This is a genomic window from Aliagarivorans taiwanensis DSM 22990 (genome assembly GCF_000429505.1).
GTDB lineage: Bacteria > Pseudomonadota > Gammaproteobacteria > Enterobacterales > Celerinatantimonadaceae > Aliagarivorans > Aliagarivorans taiwanensis.
On the sequence record NZ_AUBZ01000001.1, the window covers coordinates 55,411 to 77,365 of the forward strand.

At 52.7% G+C, this 21,955-nt stretch carries 18 protein-coding genes and 1 other RNA gene; 4 read left to right on the forward strand and 15 right to left on the reverse strand.

What is annotated here, in order from left to right; all coding sequences use genetic code 11:
* Positions 1-55 precede the first annotated feature (55 nt).
* The gene (locus G462_RS21210) at positions 56-1,033 is read right to left on the reverse strand and encodes an alpha/beta hydrolase fold domain-containing protein (protein WP_051326412.1); all 978 of its coding nucleotides are present in this window, start codon (positions 1,031-1,033) and stop codon (positions 56-58) included.
* A gap of 135 nt (positions 1,034-1,168) precedes the next feature.
* Positions 1,169-2,197, reverse strand: a complete 1,029-nt coding sequence (locus tag G462_RS0100265; protein WP_157378516.1) for a polysaccharide deacetylase family protein — start codon at positions 2,195-2,197, stop codon at positions 1,169-1,171.
* 163 nt (positions 2,198-2,360) lie between these two features.
* Here G462_RS0100265 and G462_RS0100270 point away from each other — a divergent pair, with 163 nt between their 5' ends.
* Entirely contained in the window at positions 2,361-2,930 is a 570-nt protein-coding gene (locus G462_RS0100270; protein ID WP_026957213.1) for an outer membrane beta-barrel protein, read from the forward strand.
* A 52-nt stretch (positions 2,931-2,982) separates the two neighbouring features.
* Here G462_RS0100270 and G462_RS0100275 read toward each other — a convergent pair whose 3' ends face one another.
* The 3 genes from G462_RS0100275 to ffs form a co-directional block, all read right to left on the reverse strand.
* Positions 2,983-3,885 (reverse strand): dienelactone hydrolase family protein, encoded by a 903-nt coding sequence (locus G462_RS0100275; RefSeq protein ID WP_026957214.1) that lies wholly within the window; start codon positions 3,883-3,885, stop codon positions 2,983-2,985.
* An 88-nt stretch (positions 3,886-3,973) separates the two neighbouring features.
* Entirely contained in the window at positions 3,974-4,843 is an 870-nt protein-coding gene (locus tag G462_RS0100280; protein ID WP_051326413.1) for a patatin-like phospholipase family protein, read from the reverse strand.
* 286 nt (positions 4,844-5,129) lie between these two features.
* Positions 5,130-5,226: signal recognition particle sRNA small type (ffs, locus tag G462_RS24130), an RNA gene on the reverse strand.
* A 90-nt stretch (positions 5,227-5,316) separates the two neighbouring features.
* Here ffs and G462_RS0100285 point away from each other — a divergent pair.
* Entirely contained in the window at positions 5,317-6,078 is a 762-nt protein-coding gene (locus tag G462_RS0100285; RefSeq protein WP_026957216.1) for a DUF547 domain-containing protein, read from the forward strand.
* A gap of 74 nt (positions 6,079-6,152) precedes the next feature.
* On the opposite strand, the gene pfkA is transcribed toward G462_RS0100285, so the two are convergent.
* Together pfkA and G462_RS0100300 are read right to left on the reverse strand one after the other, a co-directional pair.
* Complete coding sequence (pfkA, locus tag G462_RS0100290) at positions 6,153-7,115, reverse strand: 6-phosphofructokinase (protein ID WP_026957217.1); 963 nt, start codon at positions 7,113-7,115, stop codon at positions 6,153-6,155.
* Positions 7,116-7,749: 634 nt separating this feature from the next.
* A complete protein-coding gene (locus tag G462_RS0100300) occupies positions 7,750-9,834 on the reverse strand; it encodes a hypothetical protein (RefSeq protein ID WP_026957218.1) in 2,085 nt (694 codons plus the stop codon).
* 288 nt (positions 9,835-10,122) lie between these two features.
* Here G462_RS0100300 and G462_RS21215 point away from each other — a divergent pair, with 288 nt between their 5' ends.
* A complete protein-coding gene (locus G462_RS21215) occupies positions 10,123-10,692 on the forward strand; it encodes a tetratricopeptide repeat protein (protein ID WP_051326414.1) in 570 nt (189 codons plus the stop codon).
* A 106-nt stretch (positions 10,693-10,798) separates the two neighbouring features.
* On the opposite strand, the gene sucD is transcribed toward G462_RS21215, so the two are convergent.
* The 8 genes from sucD to sdhC form a co-directional block, all read right to left on the reverse strand.
* Entirely contained in the window at positions 10,799-11,671 is an 873-nt protein-coding gene (gene sucD, locus G462_RS0100310) for a succinate--CoA ligase subunit alpha (RefSeq protein ID WP_026957219.1), read from the reverse strand.
* Positions 11,671-12,837 (reverse strand): ADP-forming succinate--CoA ligase subunit beta, encoded by a 1,167-nt coding sequence (sucC, locus tag G462_RS0100315; protein WP_026957220.1) that lies wholly within the window; start codon positions 12,835-12,837, stop codon positions 11,671-11,673. Before sucC ends, sucD begins: the two co-directional genes overlap by 1 nt.
* A gap of 80 nt (positions 12,838-12,917) precedes the next feature.
* Positions 12,918-14,135, reverse strand: a complete 1,218-nt coding sequence (gene odhB / locus G462_RS0100320) for a 2-oxoglutarate dehydrogenase complex dihydrolipoyllysine-residue succinyltransferase (RefSeq protein WP_026957221.1) — start codon at positions 14,133-14,135, stop codon at positions 12,918-12,920.
* Between the two features lie 21 nt (positions 14,136-14,156).
* Positions 14,157-16,958: a 2-oxoglutarate dehydrogenase E1 component gene (gene sucA / locus G462_RS0100325; RefSeq protein WP_026957222.1), complete on the reverse strand. Its 2,802-nt coding sequence runs from the start codon at positions 16,956-16,958 to the stop codon at positions 14,157-14,159.
* A 115-nt stretch (positions 16,959-17,073) separates the two neighbouring features.
* Positions 17,074-17,784, reverse strand: a complete 711-nt coding sequence (locus G462_RS0100330; RefSeq protein ID WP_026957223.1) for a succinate dehydrogenase iron-sulfur subunit — start codon at positions 17,782-17,784, stop codon at positions 17,074-17,076.
* A 10-nt stretch (positions 17,785-17,794) separates the two neighbouring features.
* Positions 17,795-19,564 (reverse strand): succinate dehydrogenase flavoprotein subunit, encoded by a 1,770-nt coding sequence (gene sdhA / locus G462_RS0100335; protein WP_026957224.1) that lies wholly within the window; start codon positions 19,562-19,564, stop codon positions 17,795-17,797.
* A gap of 6 nt (positions 19,565-19,570) precedes the next feature.
* On the reverse strand, positions 19,571-19,912 hold the full coding sequence (gene sdhD, locus G462_RS0100340) for a succinate dehydrogenase, hydrophobic membrane anchor protein (protein ID WP_026957225.1): 342 nt from the start codon (positions 19,910-19,912) through the stop codon (positions 19,571-19,573).
* Complete coding sequence (gene sdhC, locus G462_RS0100345) at positions 19,906-20,295, reverse strand: succinate dehydrogenase cytochrome b556 subunit (RefSeq protein WP_035476218.1); 390 nt, start codon at positions 20,293-20,295, stop codon at positions 19,906-19,908. Before sdhC ends, sdhD begins: the two co-directional genes overlap by 7 nt.
* Before the next feature lie 388 nt (positions 20,296-20,683).
* Here sdhC and gltA point away from each other — a divergent pair, with 388 nt between their 5' ends.
* Positions 20,684-21,955: a citrate synthase gene (gltA, locus tag G462_RS0100350; protein WP_026957227.1), complete on the forward strand. Its 1,272-nt coding sequence runs from the start codon at positions 20,684-20,686 to the stop codon at positions 21,953-21,955.

The window sequence follows — 21,955 nt, forward strand, 5'->3', positions numbered from 1 at the left end:
GCAATTGAACTACCAATATGAGACATTGGTTAACCTTTTGGTTGCGTTACGTATTCTAAGACGATAATGAGGCTAAGTGTTTAGCCATAAAACGCCCTGTTTGCTTCAACGCGATTACTGACTCTTCACCATCGGGTATCTGCGCCTGAAAAACGTGCGGCATACCTTCGTAAAGATCGAGCTTTGCCTCGCAGCCCGCGTCCTCTAGTGCACGATACAAACGAACAAAGTTGCTGAGGAATATCTCTTTGGTACCACCTTGAATAAGGCAAGGAGGGAACCCTTTGGTATAGTCGGAATACACCACGGATATGCTTGGGTGAGTCAAAGCGGTCCCGCTTGCATATGCTCTGGCCGCTGGCAGTAGATGTGATTCATAGCGGTAACAGGTTTCGGCCTCTTTGAGAGTCTGATAAGTATCGCCCGTTTCGCTTAAGTCAGACCAAGGAGACCAAAGCACCACGGCAGCGGGCAAAGCCTCACCCTGGTCACGCAGTTGCAGCAAGCTACTTACCATAATCGCGGCCCCAGCAGAGTCTCCAGCTACCGCTATATTGTGTGCCCCATACTGTTTAATTGCCAGCGACACCACCGCCTTAACTTGCGCCGTAATCAAGCGCCAATCCCCCTCAGGCGCACAGGTATAATCGACTGAAATCACTTTGCGACGACTAGCAACTGCAACAGGGATTGCACTATCAAGTGAAGAATGAGCACTAAACAAAGCAAACGCTCCCCCATGGGCATACACAATGCACTGCTTCGAAGTGGCGCAATTGTCAGCGGAGATAAGCAGGCAAGGCACGCCAGCAACCTCTGTATGTTTGATATCTGGCTGATAGCGTTCGACGACAGGTTGCTGGCGCTGACAACCAAACAGCTCAACCTGCTGCTGCAGTTGTTTCCAACTTTCAATATCGTCCAACGCGGGTTGAGGAGGAATGTCCCCAGTTGCGCAACACCTTCGGAGAAACGTTTTGGCTTCACTTGATATTGTACTGGGGATATAAAACCCAGCTGGAGTGAACGACATAGACTGCTTCCTTAAGCCTCAATGGATCATTGCATTCGCTGGTGAGCCTGCTCATAGTGTCACTTTCTGAGCGGCCCAAATTGGTGTACCAATTTCCAGATTACACCATATCTTCGATGCAATAAACGCTGCTTGTTATCGTCCAACCACCAGCCACTGCTGCGATAACCAGTAATAAGGCGAGCCGTTGCGGTGGGGTGCGGTACAGTTCACCCGATGGCGACCATTACCAAGCGCCTCTGGCGGCGTTACGTCAAAATGTAGCGGCGAGTGCCAGTTAAGCTCCAGCGCCTGACCGTTCAGATAACACTGTAGGTGGGGGTAATGGGCCTCGCTGGAGGGATACAATTCAACGCTTAGCAGCGGTTGACGCTGCTGCGTAAGCGGATCAGGTAGGGCCGAGTAATCGAGCGCTAGCGGCCTTGCGGTAAACTTAAGGCGCAATGAGCTCACGCTCGCATAATTGCCCGCCGCATTAAAGCGTGGCAGCGCCTGCCAATCACTCGTTTCTCCAATCGAGCCAGACTGTTGACCAAAGGCGATATAACCCTGCTCGGCGATCCACGCTTTTAGTTGGTCGTTGTACTCGCCATAGGGATAGGCAAACAGCATCGGCGCACTGCCCAGTTGCTCTTGAATCCGCTGTTGCGCGCCTTCGACATTCGCTTTGGCTTGTTCAAACCACGCCTCGTTGGTGAAGGCATCGCGCACCATATAGTCGTGGTCCATGGTGTGGTTGGCGATGACCACACCATCATCGGCCAGCTCGCGTAGTTGCTCCCAGCTGCAGTAGTTTTGGTAGCCCTTATCGATGGGATCGGTGGCAACAAATACGGTAAAAGGCATGCTGCGGCGCTTAAGCTCTGGATATGCCCGCTCACACACCGAGACAAAGGCATCATCAAAGGTCAGCGCCACGCTTTTCTCAGGCAAGGCCTGACCCGCTTGCAGCTGCTTAATGGCATCCGCTAAGTCGAGCACTTGATAGCCCTGCTCTTCAAAATGGTCGAGTTGGGCGATGAAATCGTCCCAGCGGGTCGAGGTGGAGTGTGGTGTGTGATCATCCACATGATGATAGAGCATCACGTTCAACGAGCTCGCCATTGCCAATGGGGTGAAAGAGGTGCCTAGCAATGCCAAAGCAAGCGTCTTAGTTAGTTTCACTATTTATCTTCCGCTTCTACTTATCTGCAGAATTTTACACCAACGAATAAGGCATAAACAGTCTTAGCGACTAGAGCGGCGCACTGGTAAATGGTATAACTGCGCCGCCTTTAGCAATACTGCAAAGGCTAAAAATGACTAACTGAAAGCGACGATAGTTAAAATGAAAAACCTAATTTGGCTGCTTATGCTGCCCTTAAGCGTGGCTGCGAATGCCCTTCCTTCATCCAACTCCCCTGCCAGCAAGCCCTTTTACTTGGGAGCGAACTTTGCGTTTGTAGACAGCGATGGCTCGATCTTCGACGATTCTTACTCGCTATTCGCCGGTTATGACTACCGGATTGACTCAGAATTTGGCTTGTTCATTGAAGCTGAGTACCGCGACTTTGGCAGCGAAACCTTTCATTGGTTGGGAGCCAGTGGCCGCAGCGAGGCATACTCCTACGGGCTAAACATCAAACCGGTCTATCACTTCGAAATCCAACAGCGCCCGATCCATTTCGGCCCGGTGTTTGGTGTTCATCACTACCATGAGAAACGTCGAAGCACCTTTGAAGGCGACAGCCAATACCATAACAACAGCAGTTGGGGCTTATTGTGGGGCCTGGAGTTCGGGATTACCCTCGCCGAGCGCCTGCAGTTTAACTATGGCTTTAAAAAATCCAAGCCCAAACTTGGCGACGAGCGCCGCCGCTACGACCAGTATTACTTTGGCTTTAACTTCCTGTTCTGAGGCTCGCGCTAAAAAGGCGGCCTAGGCCGCCTTCATCGTTATGAACCTGGCCTCAGCCGAGCTTTTCCTGAAAAAACGCAATAGTGCGCTGCCAGGCAAGCTCCGCCTCTGCCTCGGCGTAGCGACCGGTTGAATCGTTATGAAAGCCGTGATTCACCCCTTCATAGATATGCGCCTGGAAGTCTGCAGCGTTGGCCTTGAGCTGAGCCTCGTAGTCTGGCCAGGTGGCATTAACGCGTTTATCCAAGCTGGCGAAGTGCAGCTGTAGCGGGCCTTTAACGTTCGCTCGTAACTGCTCCGCGGCCGGGGTACCGTAAAAAGGCACGCCGGCATCGAGTTGTTCTGGCATCTTGGCCGCCAGCATATTCACCACATAGCCGCCGAAACAGAATCCGACCGCACCCAGCTTGCCATTGCTCTGCTCGTGGCTTTTTAAGAAGCTGGCAGCAGCGATAAAGTCTGCCTCAATCTTGGCTCGGTCGAGGTTTTTTTGCATCGCCCGGCCTTGGTCGTCGTTTCCGGGATAGCCGCCGAGTGGATAGAGCGCGTCAGGGGCAAAGGCGATAAAGCCGGCCTTGGCAACCCGCCGTGCCACATCCTTAATATAGGGATTCAGTCCGCGGTTCTCGTGGACCACCAGCACCACCGGAGCGCTGGCTTCCAGCTTAGCTGGCTGAACCAGATAGCCGCGCCCCTCTCCATGACCATCAGGTGAGGGGAAGGTTTGGTAGATGGCCAAGATATCAGGGTCGTTAAACGATACCTGCTCGGCTTGTGCATAGTTTGGCGACAGGGCCGCAGTGATAAGTGGCACACTCAGCCCTAGCACCGCCAAGCCAGCCAGACGATTGAGAAACTCCCGTCGGTCAATCAGGCCGTGGGCATACTCGTCGTACCAATCGAAGGCCTCTTGGGGGATGACCGCTGTACTGTCTACTGATTCGCGTTGTTGCATAGCTCTCTTCCTTGTGATGATTAGCGTTAGTTGTACGCTCCATTTAAACGTTTTGCCCAACCGCAGCAGCGTATCCGAGAATCGTTGCTTAGTGAGATAAGTGCTCTGCCCCTTTGTTAAGCCCCATAACGTATCCGTCAAGCAGCGCGCTTTTCGACATGGTAAAGCGCTCAACCTCGTAGGGCTGTTGTGGGGCTATCACCTCAATCTCAAGGCCCTCAGGCGGGTTACGGATAAAATCGAGAGAGGCATTGTAACCCTCTGCACGTTTCAGGTAGGCGTCTTTCACTTGCGGCTGATCGCGCAACAAGCCTTTCGCCAACCACGGAAAGCGGCTGGGTTTCATGCTGTAGCCATCGGGGTGCGAGAGGATCACGGTGATTTTGCTCGCCCCTAGTTTGTAGGCCTTCTTCACGGGCAACGAGTCGGTCACGCCGCCATCGGTAAAACAGCCCTCAGAAAAACACGGCGTGTGTTTGTAGACCACCGGCAAAGCGGCTGTCGCTTCCATTAACGCATCGAGGTTATCGGGCGACACCCGGTAGTACTTGGCCTTACCGCTGTCGATATCGGTGAGCGCCGCGTAAAACGGGATATTGTTGAACAGCACCTGCTGGTCGACCGGCATCTGCCGCTGGGACTCGCGCCATAGCCAGCCGACATCGACCAAGTGGCCGCCGCGAATAAAGCGAGTGGGGTTGTAGAAGCGGCGAGAAGTGGCCAATTGGGTGATCACCTGCATACTGCGCTGCGGCGCTTTGGCCAGATAGCCCAACACATTGGCTGCCCCCGAAGAGACACCAAAGGCCGCATCAAAGGGCTGGTAGTTTTGGCTTAAAAAGGCATCGAGCACGCCACTGGCGAAGATCCCACGCATTGCGCCACCTTCCACGACAAGCGCATGATTAATGTTTGATGGTGCGTTTTCCACACATCCCCCGGTAGAGCTGACTAACATTGGACTAGCTTAGTTGAGCCAATTGAAAGTTTTAAATTGTTAAAAATGATTATTTTGATAGTTTTAAGCAATCCAAAACATATCGGCGACGTCGCTGGAATTTATTGTTACGTTATCCGGTCGAATGCTCCATATGCGCAAGCGTAGCGTAATGAGGTATAAAGGTTCGCGTGCAATCTAAAAGAGACTAACGCAGATTTACAGCGCAGAAATGATATCGGGAATCGTTGTAGTGTTAGTTAGTCGAGGCTGACTAATAAGGGGGAGTGCTACAATTGGGTGGCGACCTCACCAGCCGCATCCCGGCACTTGAGTCGCTCGCTGCGGCTGCTTCCTTCCGGACCTGACCGGGTTCACGAGGTATCAATGCGAGAGGACCAATGAGGCCACCATAGATGGCTTCTTGCGAAGCGGGGCTATTCTCCCTTAAGCGCTCTGCCAATGCAATGGATACAGGAGAAAAAGGAGAGAAGATGAAGTCGTTTGCTCAGGTTTTGTGCTTTAGCGGTGGATTATTGGCTAGCGGCAGCGCAATTGCCCAGTTCGACCACCAATTGTTTGACCAGATCCTCAAACAAAGCGTGGTGTGGCTAGAGCCCAATAGCACCAGTTGTGTTAACTATGGGCAGATCGACGATGGCGCCTTAGACCGCTACAACCAAAGCCTCTCGGCCATTTCACAAGCCGAGTTTGATGCGTGGCCGAAGCCGGAGCAACTGGCCTTTCTGATTAACGCCTACAATGCCTTCACCCTTGAGCTGATCCTAACCCGTTACCCGGATCTGGACTCCATCAAAGAGCTGGGCACGCTGTTTCAATCGCCTTGGAAAAAGAAACGTTTCGCGCTGTTTGGGGAGCCGGTGCATCTCGATCATATCGAACACGAGCTAATAAGGCCGATGTATCAAAACCCGCATATTCATGCCGCGGTGGTGTGTGCCGCTAAAGGCTGCCCTCCCCTGCAGGATTTTGCCTATCAAGGCGATCAGCTAGAGGCGCAGCTACAGACCGTGTTCGAGAACTTTTTGGCCAGCGATAAAAATCTGTATGTGGATTATGCCAAGCGTATGGAGCTGTCGGCGATCTTCCGCTGGTACCGCCAAGACTTTGGTGCCAGCCTGAATCAGTATCTCAGCGACTACTCGGCGTCGTTTGATGCCACCCCTGAGCAAATCAGCGAAGCCAACATCCGCTACCTGGACTATGACTGGGCTTTGAATCGCTGCCCCGGCTAACAACTAGGAGTTCAGCGATCAAAAAAGCCGGCGGAAGCCGGCTTTTTACTTAGCAAGTTGTCCTTAAGCTGGGCTTAGAACAGTTTCTTGCTCAGATCGTACATTTCATCGTTGAATGGGCGACGCATGTTCTCAATACAATCGATGATGTCATGGTGCACCATCTTGTTGTTCTGAATACCCACACAACGACCGCCTTCGCCCTGCATCAGCAACTCAACAGCATAGGCACCCATGCGGCTAGCCATTACACGGTCACGGCCAGTTGGTGAACCACCACGCTGAATGTGGCCAAGGATGGTAGCACGGGTTTCCATGCCAGTTGCCATCTCGATGCCTGCTGCCAGCTCGTTCACGTTAGTGATGTGCTCGGTGATAGCAACGATGGCGTGCTTCTTACCGCGTTTCTGGCCTTCTTTTAGGCTATCCAGCAGAGCGTTCTTGTCGAAGCCCTTCTCTGGCAGGATCACGTACTCGGCGCCACCGGCAATGCTTGCTTGCATGGCCAGATCGCCACAATAGCGACCCATGATTTCGATTACCGAAATACGGTTGTGTGAAGACGAGGTATCACGGATACGGTCGATAGCATCGATAACAACGTTCAGTGCAGTGTCGAAGCCGATGGTGTAGTCGGTACCAGCGATATCGTTGTCGATGGTGCCTGGCAGACCGATACATGGGAAGCCCATTTCGGTCAGTTTCTTGGCGCCCATGTAAGAGCCGTCACCACCGATAACAACCAAGGCTTCGATGCCGTGCTTCTTCATGTTCTCAACGGCTTCTTCGCGTACTGAGAGCTCTTTAAACTCAGGGAAACGCGCTGAGCCCAAGAAAGTACCGCCACGGTTAATCACATCAGATACGCTCTTGCGCGACATCAGCTCGATGCGATCCTGATGCAAGCCCAGGTATCCATCGTAGACACCACATACTTCGATGTCGTTTTTAAGCGCGGTGCGTACAACTGCACGAACTGCGGCGTTCATCCCTGGCGCGTCACCGCCACTGGTCAATACACCAATTTTCTTAACCATGTTTTCCTCTCAGTTTTCGAGAATTTGTAATGATATTTAAAGCAAAGCGCGGAAGTCGGTCATTTACCAACGTCCTGAAATCCTGTTGCGGTATCCTGCTATACCGCCGTGGCCCCTGACCCAGCCAGCGCTGAGGCCCTGATCCAAAATTAGGGCTAATTCTGCCATACGCATACAGCATTTTTTCATGATGCGAATCAGTAAACCGCGACATTCTGAAACAATTACGCAGCTAAGTCCAAGAAAATACACCACGAAAGTGACGGTAAGCAACGCCTCGATAAGTGAATATACGTTATGCCTATTAGCAGTACAATTGCCTGCGCATTGTAATCAACACTTCACACGCAAGTAACATTCATGTAACATGCGTTATTGATAATTTCACCGCCGGTAAAAAATGGCTTAAATGAGGAATACGATGAATCAAGAACTGGCTAGAGCAATTGCACGCAATCGTAACACTAACCGTCAGGCTATCGGTAACTACCTGAAAGACAAAAAAGAATCTAAGAAGCCTGAAGCCCAGTATCGCTAAGATTTATTGCAAGATTTTTAAATGCCGCTCAATTGAGCGGCATTTTTCGTTATGTCTTCGGAAAAAAGCGTGGGCTGGCAACCAGCCCATCGGATATTAAGAAGACTCTTCTTCGAGGTTATGTAACTCAGGCGAGAGGTGGAGTACGCCCGAGGCCCCCTCTTTATCCAGTGACAGGATATTGGTCTTGCTGATGCGGTGGCGATAGATCTCACGCAGGTACTTGATGGCCTTTTGAACGTTGCCCAGCTCCAGACGGATATCGTTGATCGAGACAAACTTGCCGCTTTCATTGATCAGCTCGCGATACTTCTTCTCGTACATCGGCTTGATCGCATACCAGTTGGTATCGAGGATCTTGGCGGGATTTTCGAAATCGTGCAGGTAGGTCGCCAACTCTTCTTCGTCGAACTTGTCTTCAGTGATAAAGCGCAAGATGGCCTGATCAATCTCATCGTTATAGCGGTACTCATCACGCGCGAAGCAGCGCTTAATGTAGGCCACCACCAAGGTGAGGAAATCGTCGCTCAAACATGGGCTCTTGGCCACCAAAGTGGTTAGAGAGAGGTTAGCCGACGCACCAATCACCAGAGCGTAACGCTTTAAAGTGGTGTTCGGGAACAGCTTGTTGATATGCACCTTAAGCTTGTTCAGGTCCATAAACGACAGCTTGTAGTCCTTCGGCAAGGAGATGATCGACACTACCGACGAACAGTTTTTGAAGAAGTGCATCTGGTTGAGCTGCTCAGGGCCGTAGTTGCTGTCTTTATATTTATCGAGTGCGCGCTTATAGCGTTGCGACTCTATCGGCAGGATGCTGATCCCCTCAATCGCTTGCGTGTCTTTATTGAAGTGCGGCAGGTCGATAGAGCGGTAGAATAGGTCGTCGATGTCCACACCTTCAATGGCACTGTTGGCCACAACGCTTTCCGCGTAGGCAACCGCCACCGGCCCCGCCATACTCATAAACAAGTCGTTGGCATCTAGGCGGATGGTGTCGGAAATGTCGATACCGGCGCGGCGGAAGTAGTTCTCGTCGTAGTCGGTGGTCACCGCTTGAGCGGTCAGAATGTTGAAGATCTGCTGGGAGATATACTGGTTGGCATACTTCTCCATGGTGTTCACGTCGATGTTTTTGACCTCATCGCCGCCGCTGTGCTCCACGTAGCGCATGATGTCGTTGGAGATCAGCATCATCGAGTTCCATGGACGGATCCGACGCATCACCTCATCTGAGGTATCCGATTGCTCGCGCTCTTCGTTGTAAGAGAAGTTCCACTCTTCGCTGAGGTACTTACATAGCAGACGGCCGGCGTTAATATGCAGCGCTTCCGATACCTCAATGCTGCTGCCGGAGATGTTCGGCAGAATACAGATCCCGGAGGTGAAGATGGGCTCAAACACAAACGAGTCACGCTTATCCGGTTGTACCGACTGAGCGACCTGATAATCGAAGGTCTTGCTCATATAGGAGAACTGCTGCGCTAGACCGAACTCCGACGCCATGCCCGAGCCGGTACCACCGCCCGCCGAGAAGATATAGAAGTACAGGCGGCTCTGGTTGGCCTTGATGCCGCACGAGTCCACCAGATACGAGTGAACATGTCGCCAATTCTCATCGCGGAAGCTGCTGGTGTCTTTGTTAAGGATAATCTTCGCCAGATATTGACCGAGGATCGGGGCGTTACCGGCACCGCCGGCATGCACCTCAGAGAGGTCCATAATCTGTAGCTTTTTGTATTGCTCGAGAAACTCTTGGCGGCCATGCTCTGAGGAATACTTAATGCGGCCAGCGATGTCTTTGTCTAAGTCACCCACCAGTACCACAGGCTCGATAAGGAATACCGGATTGTTGCCGTTGCCTTTATCCATAGACAGGTGATTGCGGATCCAGCGCAGCGGCTTGATCTCACTCTCTTCGGCCAGCTTCTCTTGGTACTCAATCTCGTTGAGGTAGTGAACCCGCGAGTTGTACACCAGGGTAGCCACTTCCAAGGCAATATTGGACCCACAGCGTCCCAGGCCAATCAAGCAAACCGATGGGAAGCTCTGATCAACCAGTTTCTGCTCTTCGGTTAAATCGGGGAAAATGTTATGCCTGACCTGATCGAGATTCGACAGAATCTTGTCCAGATTGGCTTCCGTAAAGTAGAGGTGCTCTACGGGCAGTGAGTCCTTCATAGGTATTCCTTAGCAAGCTAGTCATTATTGTTGCGAGTCGCCGTCCCATCGTTCATCAATTACCTAAAAAAATCAAGATTTTGCCTGCTGTGCTGAGGGATTGCGCAAATACCGCCAGAGAAGCTGCTGCTCTGTTCACGTTTGACTGGGACAAGATTGATCTTGCTAAAGAAAACCCGCTTCCTTAATGAGCTTTTTCAAATTTGTCACATCAGTGAAAACTTCAGCAGGTACTGTTGGCGCGAAATATGCGTGTTAGATCACACTTTTGTCGCATCAGGAGCGAGTATGAATAAGCTGAAATCACTGTACCGTCTATTGGTTATCGCGTTACTGTTCGGCCCAGCCCTTAGCCCGCAGCTACAGGCCGCGGTAAGCCATACTGACTGCTCTTTGTCTAACACCTCCCCTGCTTGCATCCAGCAACATCGGGAGCTCGCTGAACAAGGCTCAGCGGAGTCTGCCTACTGGCTGGGGAAAATGACTGCACTATCAATTGATAGCCCGGATGCGCTCAATGAGAGTGCAAACTGGTATCGCCAAGCTCACCAACTTGGTTCAGCCAAGGCGGCCAATGCACTGGGCTTGCTCTACTACCACGGCGCGGGTGTGCCTCAGGATTACGCTAAAGCCAACCAGTTATTTCAAACCGCAGCCAATCGTGGTGACGCCCGCGGATTGTGGAATCTAGGCAGGATGTATCATTATGGCCGTGGCGTTGAGCAAGATTACCAACAAGCTGAAAGCCTATTTGAGATGGCGGCCATCATGGGTGTGTACATCGCCGAGGAGACACTCGCCTACTACCGCTCTCAACAGCTACCCAGCTCGCCCGCGATGCTAACCGCAGCCAACTGAGCAATAAGCAACTAAGACATGAACTGCTGAGAAATGTTCAACGTTCAGATACAACAAAGGGGCTGTAAAGCCCCTTTTGATTGCGCACAAATTAGCTGCTAGTCGCTTACCAGCCGGTAATCTCACGTAGCGCCTGACCGATATCCGCCAGACTGCGTACGGTTTTCACACCAGCGTCTTCCAGTGCGGCAAACTTATCCGCAGCGGTGCCTTTACCACCAGCGATAATCGCACCGGCATGGCCCATGCGCTTGCCCGGAGGTGCAGTCACACCAGCGATGTAGCTCACCACAGGTTTGGTTACGTTAGCCTTGATATAGGCCGCGGCTTCTTCCTCTGCGCTACCACCGATTTCACCGATCATCACAATCGCTTCAGTCTGCGGGTCGTTCTGGAACATCTCCAGTACATCGATAAAGTTAGAGCCGGGAATAGGGTCGCCGCCGATACCCACACAGGTGGACTGACCAAAGCCTTCATCGGTTGTTTGCTTCACCGCTTCGTAGGTAAGGGTACCCGAGCGAGATACAATGCCCACTTTACCGGGCTTGTGAATGTGTCCGGGCATAATGCCGATCTTACATTCACCCGGAGTAATCACTCCCGGACAGTTCGGACCAATCATACGCACGCCAGCTTCATCAAGACGTACTTTTACATCCAGCATATCCAGAGTAGGAATGCCCTCTGTAATGGTCACGATCAGCTTGATACCTGCAGCCACAGCTTCCAAGATGGCATCTTTACAAAACGGTGCAGGCACATAGATAACCGACGCAGTCGCCCCGGTCTGCTCTACCGCTTCACGCACGGTATTGAACACCGGCAGACCAAGGTGAGTTTGACCACCTTTGCCCGGAGATACGCCGCCCACCATCTGGGTGCCGTAGGCAATCGCTTGCTCGGAGTGGAAGGTGCCCTGTCCGCCAGTAAAGCCCTGACAAATTACCTTAGTGTTTTTATCGATTAGGACACTCATTATTTACCCTCCGCAGCTTTTACTACTTGCACAGCTGCATCCGTCAGGCTGGTCGCTGCAATAATATTCAACCCTGAGTCGGCCAAGACCTTGGCACCGATGTCGGCGTTATTGCCTTCCAAGCGCACCACGACCGGTACGGTGACGCCCACCTCTTCTACAGCGCCGATAATACCTTCTGCAATCAGGTCACAGCGCACGATACCGCCGAAGATGTTTACCAGCACAGCTTGTACTGCATCGTCTGAGAGGATGATCTTGAAGGCTTCGGTGACGCGCTCTTTGGTGGCGCCGCCGCCTACATCAAGGAAGTTTGCCGGAGCGCCGCCGTGCAGTTGCACGATGTCCATGGTGCCCATCGCCAGACCGGCACCGTTCACCATACAGCCGATGTTGCCATCTAGCGCTACATAGTTAAGTTCCCATTGAGCGGCGTGGGCTTCACGCTCGTCTTCTTGGGTGGGATCGTGCATCTCGCGCAGTTTTGGTTGGCGATACAGCGCGTTGGAGTCGATATTGATCTTGCCATCGAGGCACAACAAGTCGCCTGAGCCAGTGATAACCAGCGGGTTAATCTCCAGCAGGGCTAAGTCGTACTGGCTGAACATATTGGCCAAGCCTGAGAAGACTTTAACGAACTGTTTGATTTGGTTGCCTTCAAGGCCCAACTTAAACGCCAGCTCGCGCCCTTGGTATGGCTGTGGACCAACCAGTGGGTCGATCGCCATGGTGTGAATAAGCTCCGGCGTCTCTTCGGCAACCTTTTCGATTTCCATACCGCCTTCGGTTGAGGCCATAAACACAATTCGACGGGTCGCGCGGTCTACAACCGCACCGAGATACAGCTCGTTGGCGATATCAGAGGCTTCTTCGACCAGGATCTTCGATACCGGCTGACCGTTCGCGTCTGTTTGGTAGGTAACGAGGTTTTTCCCCAGCCACTGCTGGGCAAACTCTTTGATCTCTTCCTTATCGGCGGTGACTTTTACGCCTCCTGCTTTGCCACGGCCGCCAGCGTGAACTTGGCATTTTACAACCCAACGATCGCCATCAATCTTTCCAGCCGCTTCCGCAGCCTCCTGAGGCGTGTCGCAGGCATAGCCTTCGGGCACGGGCAAACCGTATTCGGCGAACAGTTGCTTAGCCTGATATTCATGCAAATTCATGTTGTTCTATCCATAGTTTTGAGGGATACATGAGTGTTCTACACTCGTTATGTTGGGCCCTTCATGGGCCCAATTTTGTTTTATACGTCAAGTAGTAAGCGCGTAGGATCTTCCAGCAGCTCCTTAATGGTGACCAAGAAGCTTACTGATTCCTTGCCGTCAATCAAGCGGTGATCGTAGGACAGCGCCAGATACATCATTGGTAGGATCTCTACCTTGCCATCCACTGCCATGGGGCGGTCTTGGATCTTGTGCATACCCAAGATTGCGCTTTGCGGTGGATTGATAATTGGCGTCGACATCAACGAGCCAAACACCCCACCGTTAGTGATGGTGAAGTTACCACCGGTCAGCTCATCCACGGTCAACTTGCCGTCGCGGCCTTTAATCGCCAGATCTTTAATCGCGCCTTCGATTTCCGCCATGCCCAAGGTGTCGCAATCGCGCAACACCGGCGTCACCAAGCCACGTGGGGTAGACACCGCGATGCTCACATCGAAGAAGTTGTGATAAACGATGTCATCGCCATCAATCGATGCATTCACCTCAGGGAAGCGTTTGAGCGCCTCAACCACGGCTTTCACATAGAACGACATAAAGCCCAAGCGGATACCGTGACGCTTCTCGAAGGTTTCCTGATACTGCTTACGCAGGTCCATAATCGGCTTCATGTTGACTTCGTTAAAGGTAGTCAACATGGCGGTAGTGTTCTTGGCTTCTAGCAGACGCTCGGCGATACGCTTACGCAGTCGGGTCATGGCAACCCGTTTCTCGCTGCGCGCACCAATCGGTGGTGCTGTAACAGCGGCAACAGGTTGGCTAGGCGCTGGCGCGGCTGCAGGCTTGCCACCGCCTGCCAGGTAGGCTTCAACGTCTTCTTTAACAATGCGTCCACCCGGGCCAGTACCTTTGAGCTGGCTAACGTCCACGCCCTTCTCTTGCACCAAACGGCGCACTGACGGGGACAGCGCTTCAAGATCGGCACTGTCGTTGCTCGCATCAGCGGCAGGCTCGGCATCCCCGCTATCGGGCTTGGCGGTGGTCTCTTCGCCGGCAACAGCGCCTGGTTTCATTACACCAATCACTTGCTGGGCCAACACCGTGTCACCCTCGCCGTGGTGAATCACTTCCAATACCCCGTCTTCCTGAGCAGGGACTTCCAAGACCACTTTATCGGTCTCGATTTCAACAATCACTTCGTCGCGCGCAATCGCATCGCCAGGCTGCTTGTGCCAGGTAGCGATACTGGCATCTGCGACGGATTCGGGTAAATCAGGCACTTTAATTTCAATGCTCATTATTGGTTTCCTTACGTCCTTTTATTCTACGTTGAGTGCGTCATTCACCAACGCGCGTTGTTGTTTCAAGTGCAACGAGATATAGCCGACAGCCGGTGAAGCTGAGGCAGGGCGACCGGCATAGCGCAGACTGGCCCCCTCGGGGATCGCGTTACGGAAGTGGTGCTGGCTACAATACCAAGCCCCTTGGTTTTGCGGCTCCTCCTGACACCAGACAAAGCGCTCGACGTGCTGATACTCACTCAGCACCTGCTGCATGTCGGCCTCAGGGAAGGGGTAGAGCTGCTCGATGCGGATGATTGCCACATCGCTTTGTTCATTCTTGCGACGCTGCTCGAGCAAGTCGTAGTAGACCTTACCGGAGCACATCACCACCTGGCGAACTTGCTTGGGATCGAGCTCATCAAGCTCGCTGATGACATTCTCAAAGCGGCCATTGGCCAACTCATCCAGCGACGAGGTCGCCAGTGGGTGACGTAGCAAGGATTTGGGCGACATCACCACCAGTGGACGACGCATCGGCCGGATCTGTTGGCGGCGTAGCATATGGTAAACCTGCGCCGGGGTACTTGGCACACAGACCTGCATATTGTGCTCAGCACATAGCTGTAGGTAGCGCTCCAAACGGGCTGAGGAGTGCTCAGGGCCTTGGCCCTCGTAGCCATGAGGCAACAGCAGCACTAGGCCACACATCCGCCCCCACTTCTGCTCGCCCGATGACAAGAACTGATCGAAAACTACTTGGGCGCCGTTAGCGAAGTCACCAAACTGCGCTTCCCATATCACCAAGGACGCAGGCTGTGCGGTGGAATAGCCGTACTCGAAGGCCACTACCGCTTCTTCTGATAGAACTGAATCGAACAGTGCAAGGTGGCCCTGCCCCTCTCTGAGGTTCTTTAGCGGCACGTAGGTCGAGGCGTCTACTTGGCTGTGCAATACCGCATGGCGGTGGAAGAAGGTGCCACGCCCGGAGTCTTGTCCGGTCAGGCGCACATTAATGCCCTCATCCAGCAAGCTGGCGTAGGCCATGTTCTCGGCAAAGCCCCAGTCCATCGGCTTGTCGCCGCGCGCCATCAGCACCCGGTCGTCATAGATTTTCTTCACCCGCGGATGCAGCTTGTGCTCGCTGGGGTAACGGGTGACCCGTTCGCCTAAATCAAGCACCTTGTCCATCTCAAGCTTGGTGTCGTAGGCAATATCCCAATCATGGCCAATAAACGGTCGCCAATCGACGCTATGCTCTTCCATTGGTCGCCACTCTTCGACCACACAATCTCCGGCATCCAGCGCATCGCGGTACTCATTGACGATCTCAGTGGCGCGGCTGTCTTCTAACTGACCTTTGCCCACCAGCGCGTCAGCGTAGGCTTTACGCGGAGTTGGATGTTTTTTGATGGTCTGGTACATCAACGGCTGGGTCGCATTCGGCTCATCCGCCTCGTTGTGGCCATGGCGGCGGTAGCAGACTAAGTCGATCACTACGTCGCGCTTGAAGGTGTTGCGGAACTCCAGCGCCAACAGGCTAACAAAGGCCACCGCTTCTGGGTCATCGCCGTTCACATGGAAGATCGGCGCCTGCACCATCTTCGCGATATCGGTACAGTACTGAGTAGAACGGGTGTCACGCGGGTTAGAGGTGGTAAAGCCCACTTGGTTATTAATCACGATGCGGATGGTACCGCCAACCTTATAGCCACGCGCCTGTGACATATTAAAGGTTTCTTGCACCACACCTTGGCCAGCAATCGCCGAATCGCCGTGGATGGTAATCGGCATACAATCTTCGACCTGGCGGCGGTCTTGGCGGGCACGCACCGAGCCCATCACCACCGGGTTAACAATCTCAAGGTGAGAGGGGTTAAAGGCCAGCGACAAGTGAACATTGCCACCGGGAGTTGCAAAGTCTGAACTGAAGCCTTGGTGGTATTTCACATCACCGGTGCCCCAAGTGTCATCGTGCTTGCCAGCAAACTCGTCGAACAAGTCCGAGGGGTTCTTACCCAGCACGTTGACCAGTACATTCAAGCGACCACGGTGGGCCATACCCACCACCACTTCTTTCATGCCCGCGACACCTGCACCGCGGATCAGCTCTTTGAGCATCACAATCAGGCTATCGCCGCCTTCGAGCGAGAAACGTTTGGCACCGGGGAACTTGGCCCCCAAGTATTTTTCCAAACCTTCGGCGGCGGTCAGGCTTTTGAGAAAACGCAGCCGATCTTGCTCGTCGTAGTTGCCCTGCCCTTCAACTGATTCCAAACGACTTTGGATCCAACGTTTTTCGTCGGTATCGGTGATGTGCATATATTCGGCACCGATGGAGCCACAGTAGGTTTTCTGCAAGCTATCGTAGAGCTCGCTAAGCACCATGGTGTCTTTGCCGATGGCGTAGGAGCCGACGTTGAAGGTTTCAGAGAAATCGTCTTGGTCGAGGGCGTGGAACTCAGGGCTGAGATCGGCCACTCGATCTTGCACCCACAGACCTAGCGGGTCGAGCAGTGCATGTTGATGTCCACGGAAGCGAAAAGCGTTAATTAACTGCAGGACTTTAACCTGCTTCGCGCTCTGGACCGGATCTTCGGTCGCGCCGGAGCTGCGATTACTTTGCTTCGCCAGATTACGGAAGTAGTCGCGAACCGGGCTATGGGGGGTGTCTTCAGCGATCCCAGTAACCGGAGGAAGTTCGCCAAACACGTCTTGCCACTGCTGCGGCACAGATTCAGGGTCTTCCAGGAAAGACTCGTAGAGTTCTTCGACATAGGTCGAGTTGGCTCCAGCCAGATGAGAGGATTCCAGCCAGGCTTTCATCACGCCATTTTGCATTAACACTATCCTAGATTCGATAAGCCCGCGTACCAGCTTATTGATGTTATACAAAAAATAGCCATCCTGCCTTGCAGCATGGCTATTTAGTTACTGCAGAAGGTCACTCCTGCGCCTAAACAGCCCGCTTAATTAACATCGACTTGATGTGGCCGATGGCTTTGGTTGGGTTGAGTCCCTTAGGACACACACTGACGCAGTTCATAATGCCGTGACAACGGAAGACCGAGAACGCATCGTCGAGCTCTGCCAAGCGTTCGTCGGTTGCGGTATCGCGACTGTCGGCCAGCCAACGATAAGCAGCCAGCAAGCCAGCAGGTCCGACAAACTTGTCTGGATTCCACCAGAAGGAAGGGCAAGACGTGGAACAACAGGCGCACAAGATACACTCGTACATGCCATCAAGTTGTTCGCGCTCTTCCGGTGACTGGAGGTTTTCCCGAGCAGGCGGTAAGCCGTCGTTGATAAGATAGGGTTTAATTCTGGCGTAGTTCTCGTAGAACTGCGCCATGTCCACCACCAGATCGCGGATGACCGGCAATCCAGGCAGCGGGCGAATCACTATATCTCCCTTGCCCAATAAATCCGACAGTGGAGTGATACAGGCAAGCCCATTCTTACCGTTCATATTGATCCCGTCGGAGCCACAGACCCCTTCCCGGCATGAACGTCTAAACGCAATGCTAGGGTCTTGTTCTTTAAGCAAAATTAACGCATCAAGCACCATCATATCGGAGCCTTCCGGCACGTCAAGTTGATAGGCCTTCATATAGGGTTTTGTGTCTGTTTCCGGGTTGTAGCGGTAGACAGAAAAATTCACCTTCATCACCGCCTCCTTAGTAAGTCCTGACTTTCGGTTCGAAGCGCTCGCGTAACTGAGGCTCCATGTTTACTTCGCGTCGGCCCATGGTCTCGCTGACCGGGTCAAACACGCTGTGGCACAACCACTTGGCATCATCACGCTCGGGGTAATCGAAACGTGAGTGGGCGCCGCGACTCTCGGTACGGAAATTCGCCGCATGTGCAGTCGCGATAGCTGTCGCCATCAGGTTATCGAGCTCCAAGCACTCAACGCGCTGGGTATTAAAGTCGTGGGATTTGTCTTGGAGGCTGGCGTTGGCCAGGCGCTCACGGATCTCTTGCAGCTGTTTAAGACCTTCTGCCATCGCTTCACCTTCACGGAACACCGAAAAGTTAAGCTGCATGCACTCTTGCAGGTCCTTGCGGATTTGCACTGGATCTTCACCATTACTTGGCGAGTCTTCCCAGCGCTGGTAACGCGCCATGGCGGCGTCGAGGTCATCGCCCGAGGCATCTTGGTAAGACACATCGTCGTTGAGGTATTCGCCCAGGAACTTACCTGCCGCGCGACCAAACACCACCAAATCGAGCAGTGAATTACCGCCCAAACGGTTGGCACCATGTACCGATACACAAGCAATCTCACCAACTGCGAACAAGCCGTTGACGATTTCGTCCTCGCCCTGAGCGTTTTGGCGAATCGCCTGACCATGCACCTTACAAGGAATGCCACCCATCTGGTAGTGGCAGGTTGGGATAACCGGGATGGGTTCTTTCACAGGATCAACGTGGGCAAAGGTGCGGCTCAACTCACAGATACCCGGTAAGCGGCTCTCTAAGATCTCTTCGCCCAAGTGGTCGAGCTTAAGTTTGATGTGGGTGCCCCAAGGACCATCACAGCCACGCCCTTCGCGGATCTCGGTCATCATTGAGCGGGCAACCACGTCGCGGCCAGCCAAATCTTTAGCATTGGGAGCGTAACGCTCCATAAAGCGCTCGCCATCTTTGTTTAGAAGATAACCACCTTCACCGCGGCAGCCTTCGGTTACCAGTACCCCGGCACCGGCAATGCCGGTTGGGTGGAACTGCCACATCTCCATATCTTGGATGGGTACGCCGGCACGGCTCGCCATACCGACACCATCACCGGTGTTGATGTGGGCGTTGGTGGTTGAAGCAAAGATACGTCCAGCACCGCCGGTCGCCAGTACAGTCGCTCGCGCCTTAAAGTACACAATCTGGCCATCTTCCATATTCATGGCAGTGCAGCCAACCACATCGCCGTTGGCGTTTTTCACCAAATCGAGGGCATACCACTCGGAGAAGATGGTGGTTTGGTTCTTCACGTTCTGCTGATACAAGGTGTGTAGCAGAGCGTGGCCAGTTCGGTCGGCCGCAGCAGCGGTGCGCGCCGCTTGTTCGCCACCAAACTCTTTGGATTGGCCACCGAACGGGCGCTGGTAGATCTTGCCGTCATCAAAGCGGGAGAATGGTAAGCCCATCTGTTCCAGCTCGATAATCGCTTCCGGTCCCACATTACACATGTATTCGATGGCGTCTTGGTCACCGATATAATCGGAGCCTTTCACGGTGTCGTACATGTGCCACTGCCAGTTATCTGGGTGGGAGTTGCCTAGCGCAACAGTAATCCCGCCCTGGGCAGATACGGTGTGAGAACGGGTTGGAAATACTTTGGAAATCAGGGCACAAGATTTGCCCTCTTTGGAAATTTGCAAAGCAGCGCGCATACCGGCACCACCTGCGCCGACTACCACGGCATCAAACTCTCGCGTAATAATAGTCACAGATATTTACCCCCAGATAATCGACAAGCCAGCCGCCAGATAGACGAAGGCAATTAGCATTAACCCAAACTGACAAGCCAGGCGCAGCCCTACCGGTTTAACGTAATCAGTAAGTACTTGCCATAGGCCGATCCAGGCATGTATCAACATGCTCAGCAGGGCTAGCAGGGTAAATATCTTGGTGAACATGCCAGAGAAAAAGCTTGTCCAGCTCAGATAATTGACCTCGTTGAAGGCAAAGAAGCCCAACAAGTAAAAGGTATAGAGGGTCAGGATGACTGCGGTGACGCGGATCAAGATGTAATCATGAACGCCACTGCGGCCGAAGGTTGCTGCATTAGTTACCATACAATTACTCCCACGACGATGGCTAACAAGCCAGTAATGATGAAACTCACCTTGGCGCTGGCGTTGCCAGATTCGAGCTCTTCCCAGTAGCCCAGATCCATGATTAGGTGACGAATACCGCCGACGATGTGGTACATCAGTGCGGTGAGCAGTCCCCAAAGGATCAACTTAACCAGAAAATTGTCGACAATCCCGGCGGCTCGCTCGAATCCGACAGGCGAAGAGAGGGACATCGCCAGTAGCCAAAGCAAGATTGCCAGAAAGAAGAACACCAGCACACCGGATACGCGGTGCAAGATTGAGGCGATCGCCGTCGGAGGGAATTGAACAGTACGTAGGTCGAGGTTTACGGGTCTTTGGTCTTTTTTCACGGGTCCGTCCACTCAGCTCCATTGAACACTTATTATGTTTATTTGATGCACAGATCAGACCGATAATAAAACCATGACTTGTTAGTTATGTAGAGTTTTCGTTAAATATGAGACTAAAGTCTAAAAAACTACCTTTTACCACAACAACAACAAGCCAAACTCTGCTGTACAACGGCTTTAAGTATAAGCATCAGCTTTTTTAAACACAATTAACATTTCCGCAATCTAGGCCACATTTATCGATTTCAAGCTGTTGTCAAAACAGCCTTTGTTCACATTATTTAAACAACAGGCCATATGTTACAACAATGGTCAATTGACATTTTTACCCTAAGTGATCCAAAATGACGTGCACTTTGTATCCGGATTAGTACAAATACAATAAGCAGGGAGACGTGTTATGGCTGACAATAAAGCCAGTCTGCTGTTGCCTGGAAAAGAAGCCGTAGAGCTTCCAATTCTAGAGAGCTCAGCGGGCCAAGATGTAATCGACATTCGAAGTTTAGGCAAACAAGGTTACTTCACCTTTGATCCCGGTTTCCTGGCCACAGCGGCCTGTGAGTCCCAAATCACCTTCATCGATGGCGACAAAGGTATCCTATTACACCGCGGCTACTCTATTGAAGAGTTGGCCAAACATGCAGACTACCTCGAAGTATGCTACATCCTATTGTTCGGTGAACGTCCCAGCGTTGAGCAATACGAGACATTTAAAACCACTGTGACGCGCCACACCATGGTGCACGAGCAGTTGATTCACTTTTTCCAAGGCTTTCGCCGTGACTCGCATCCTATGGCAATCATGGTGGGCGTGGTGGGTGCCTTGTCGGCGTTCTATCATGACGCGATGGATATCAGCAACGTGCGTCACCGCGAGATTGCTGCATTCCGTTTGCTGTCTAAGATGCCCACTCTGGCAGCCATGAGCTACAAGTACTCTATTGGTCAGCCCTTCGTTTACCCCCGAAACGATCTAAGCTATGCCGCGAACTTCCTGAATATGATGTTCTCGGTACCCACCGAAGAGTACAAGATCAGCCCAGTTGTAGAGCGCGCTATGGACCGCATCTTCACCCTTCATGCTGACCATGAGCAAAATGCTTCAACCTCTACTGTACGTTTGGCGGGCTCTTCTGGCGCTAACCCATTTGCGTGTATCGCTGCAGGTATTGCCTGTCTGTGGGGACCTGCTCACGGCGGTGCCAATGAGGCCTGTTTGACCATGCTGGCTGAGATCGGCTCGGTGGATCGTATTCCTGAGTTTATTGCTCGCGCCAAGGACAAAGATGACCCATTCCGCTTGATGGGCTTCGGACACCGTGTTCACAAAAACTACGATCCGCGCGCAACAGTAATGCGCGAGAGTTGTCACGAGGCACTTAACGAGTTAAATATCGATGATCCGCTACTTGAAGTAGCCATGGAGCTCGAGCGTATCGCGCTATCAGACCCCTACTTCATCGACAAGAAACTGTTCCCGAACGAGGATTTCTACTCAGGTATCGTGATGAAAGCGATCGGTATTCCTACCTCGATGTTTACGGTAATCTTCGCGATTTCTCGTACTGTTGGCTGGATTGCCCACTGGAAAGAGATGATGGAAGAAGATACCCAGCGTATCGGCCGCCCTCGTCAGCGCTACACTGGTGAGGCCCAGCGCGCTTTCAAATAA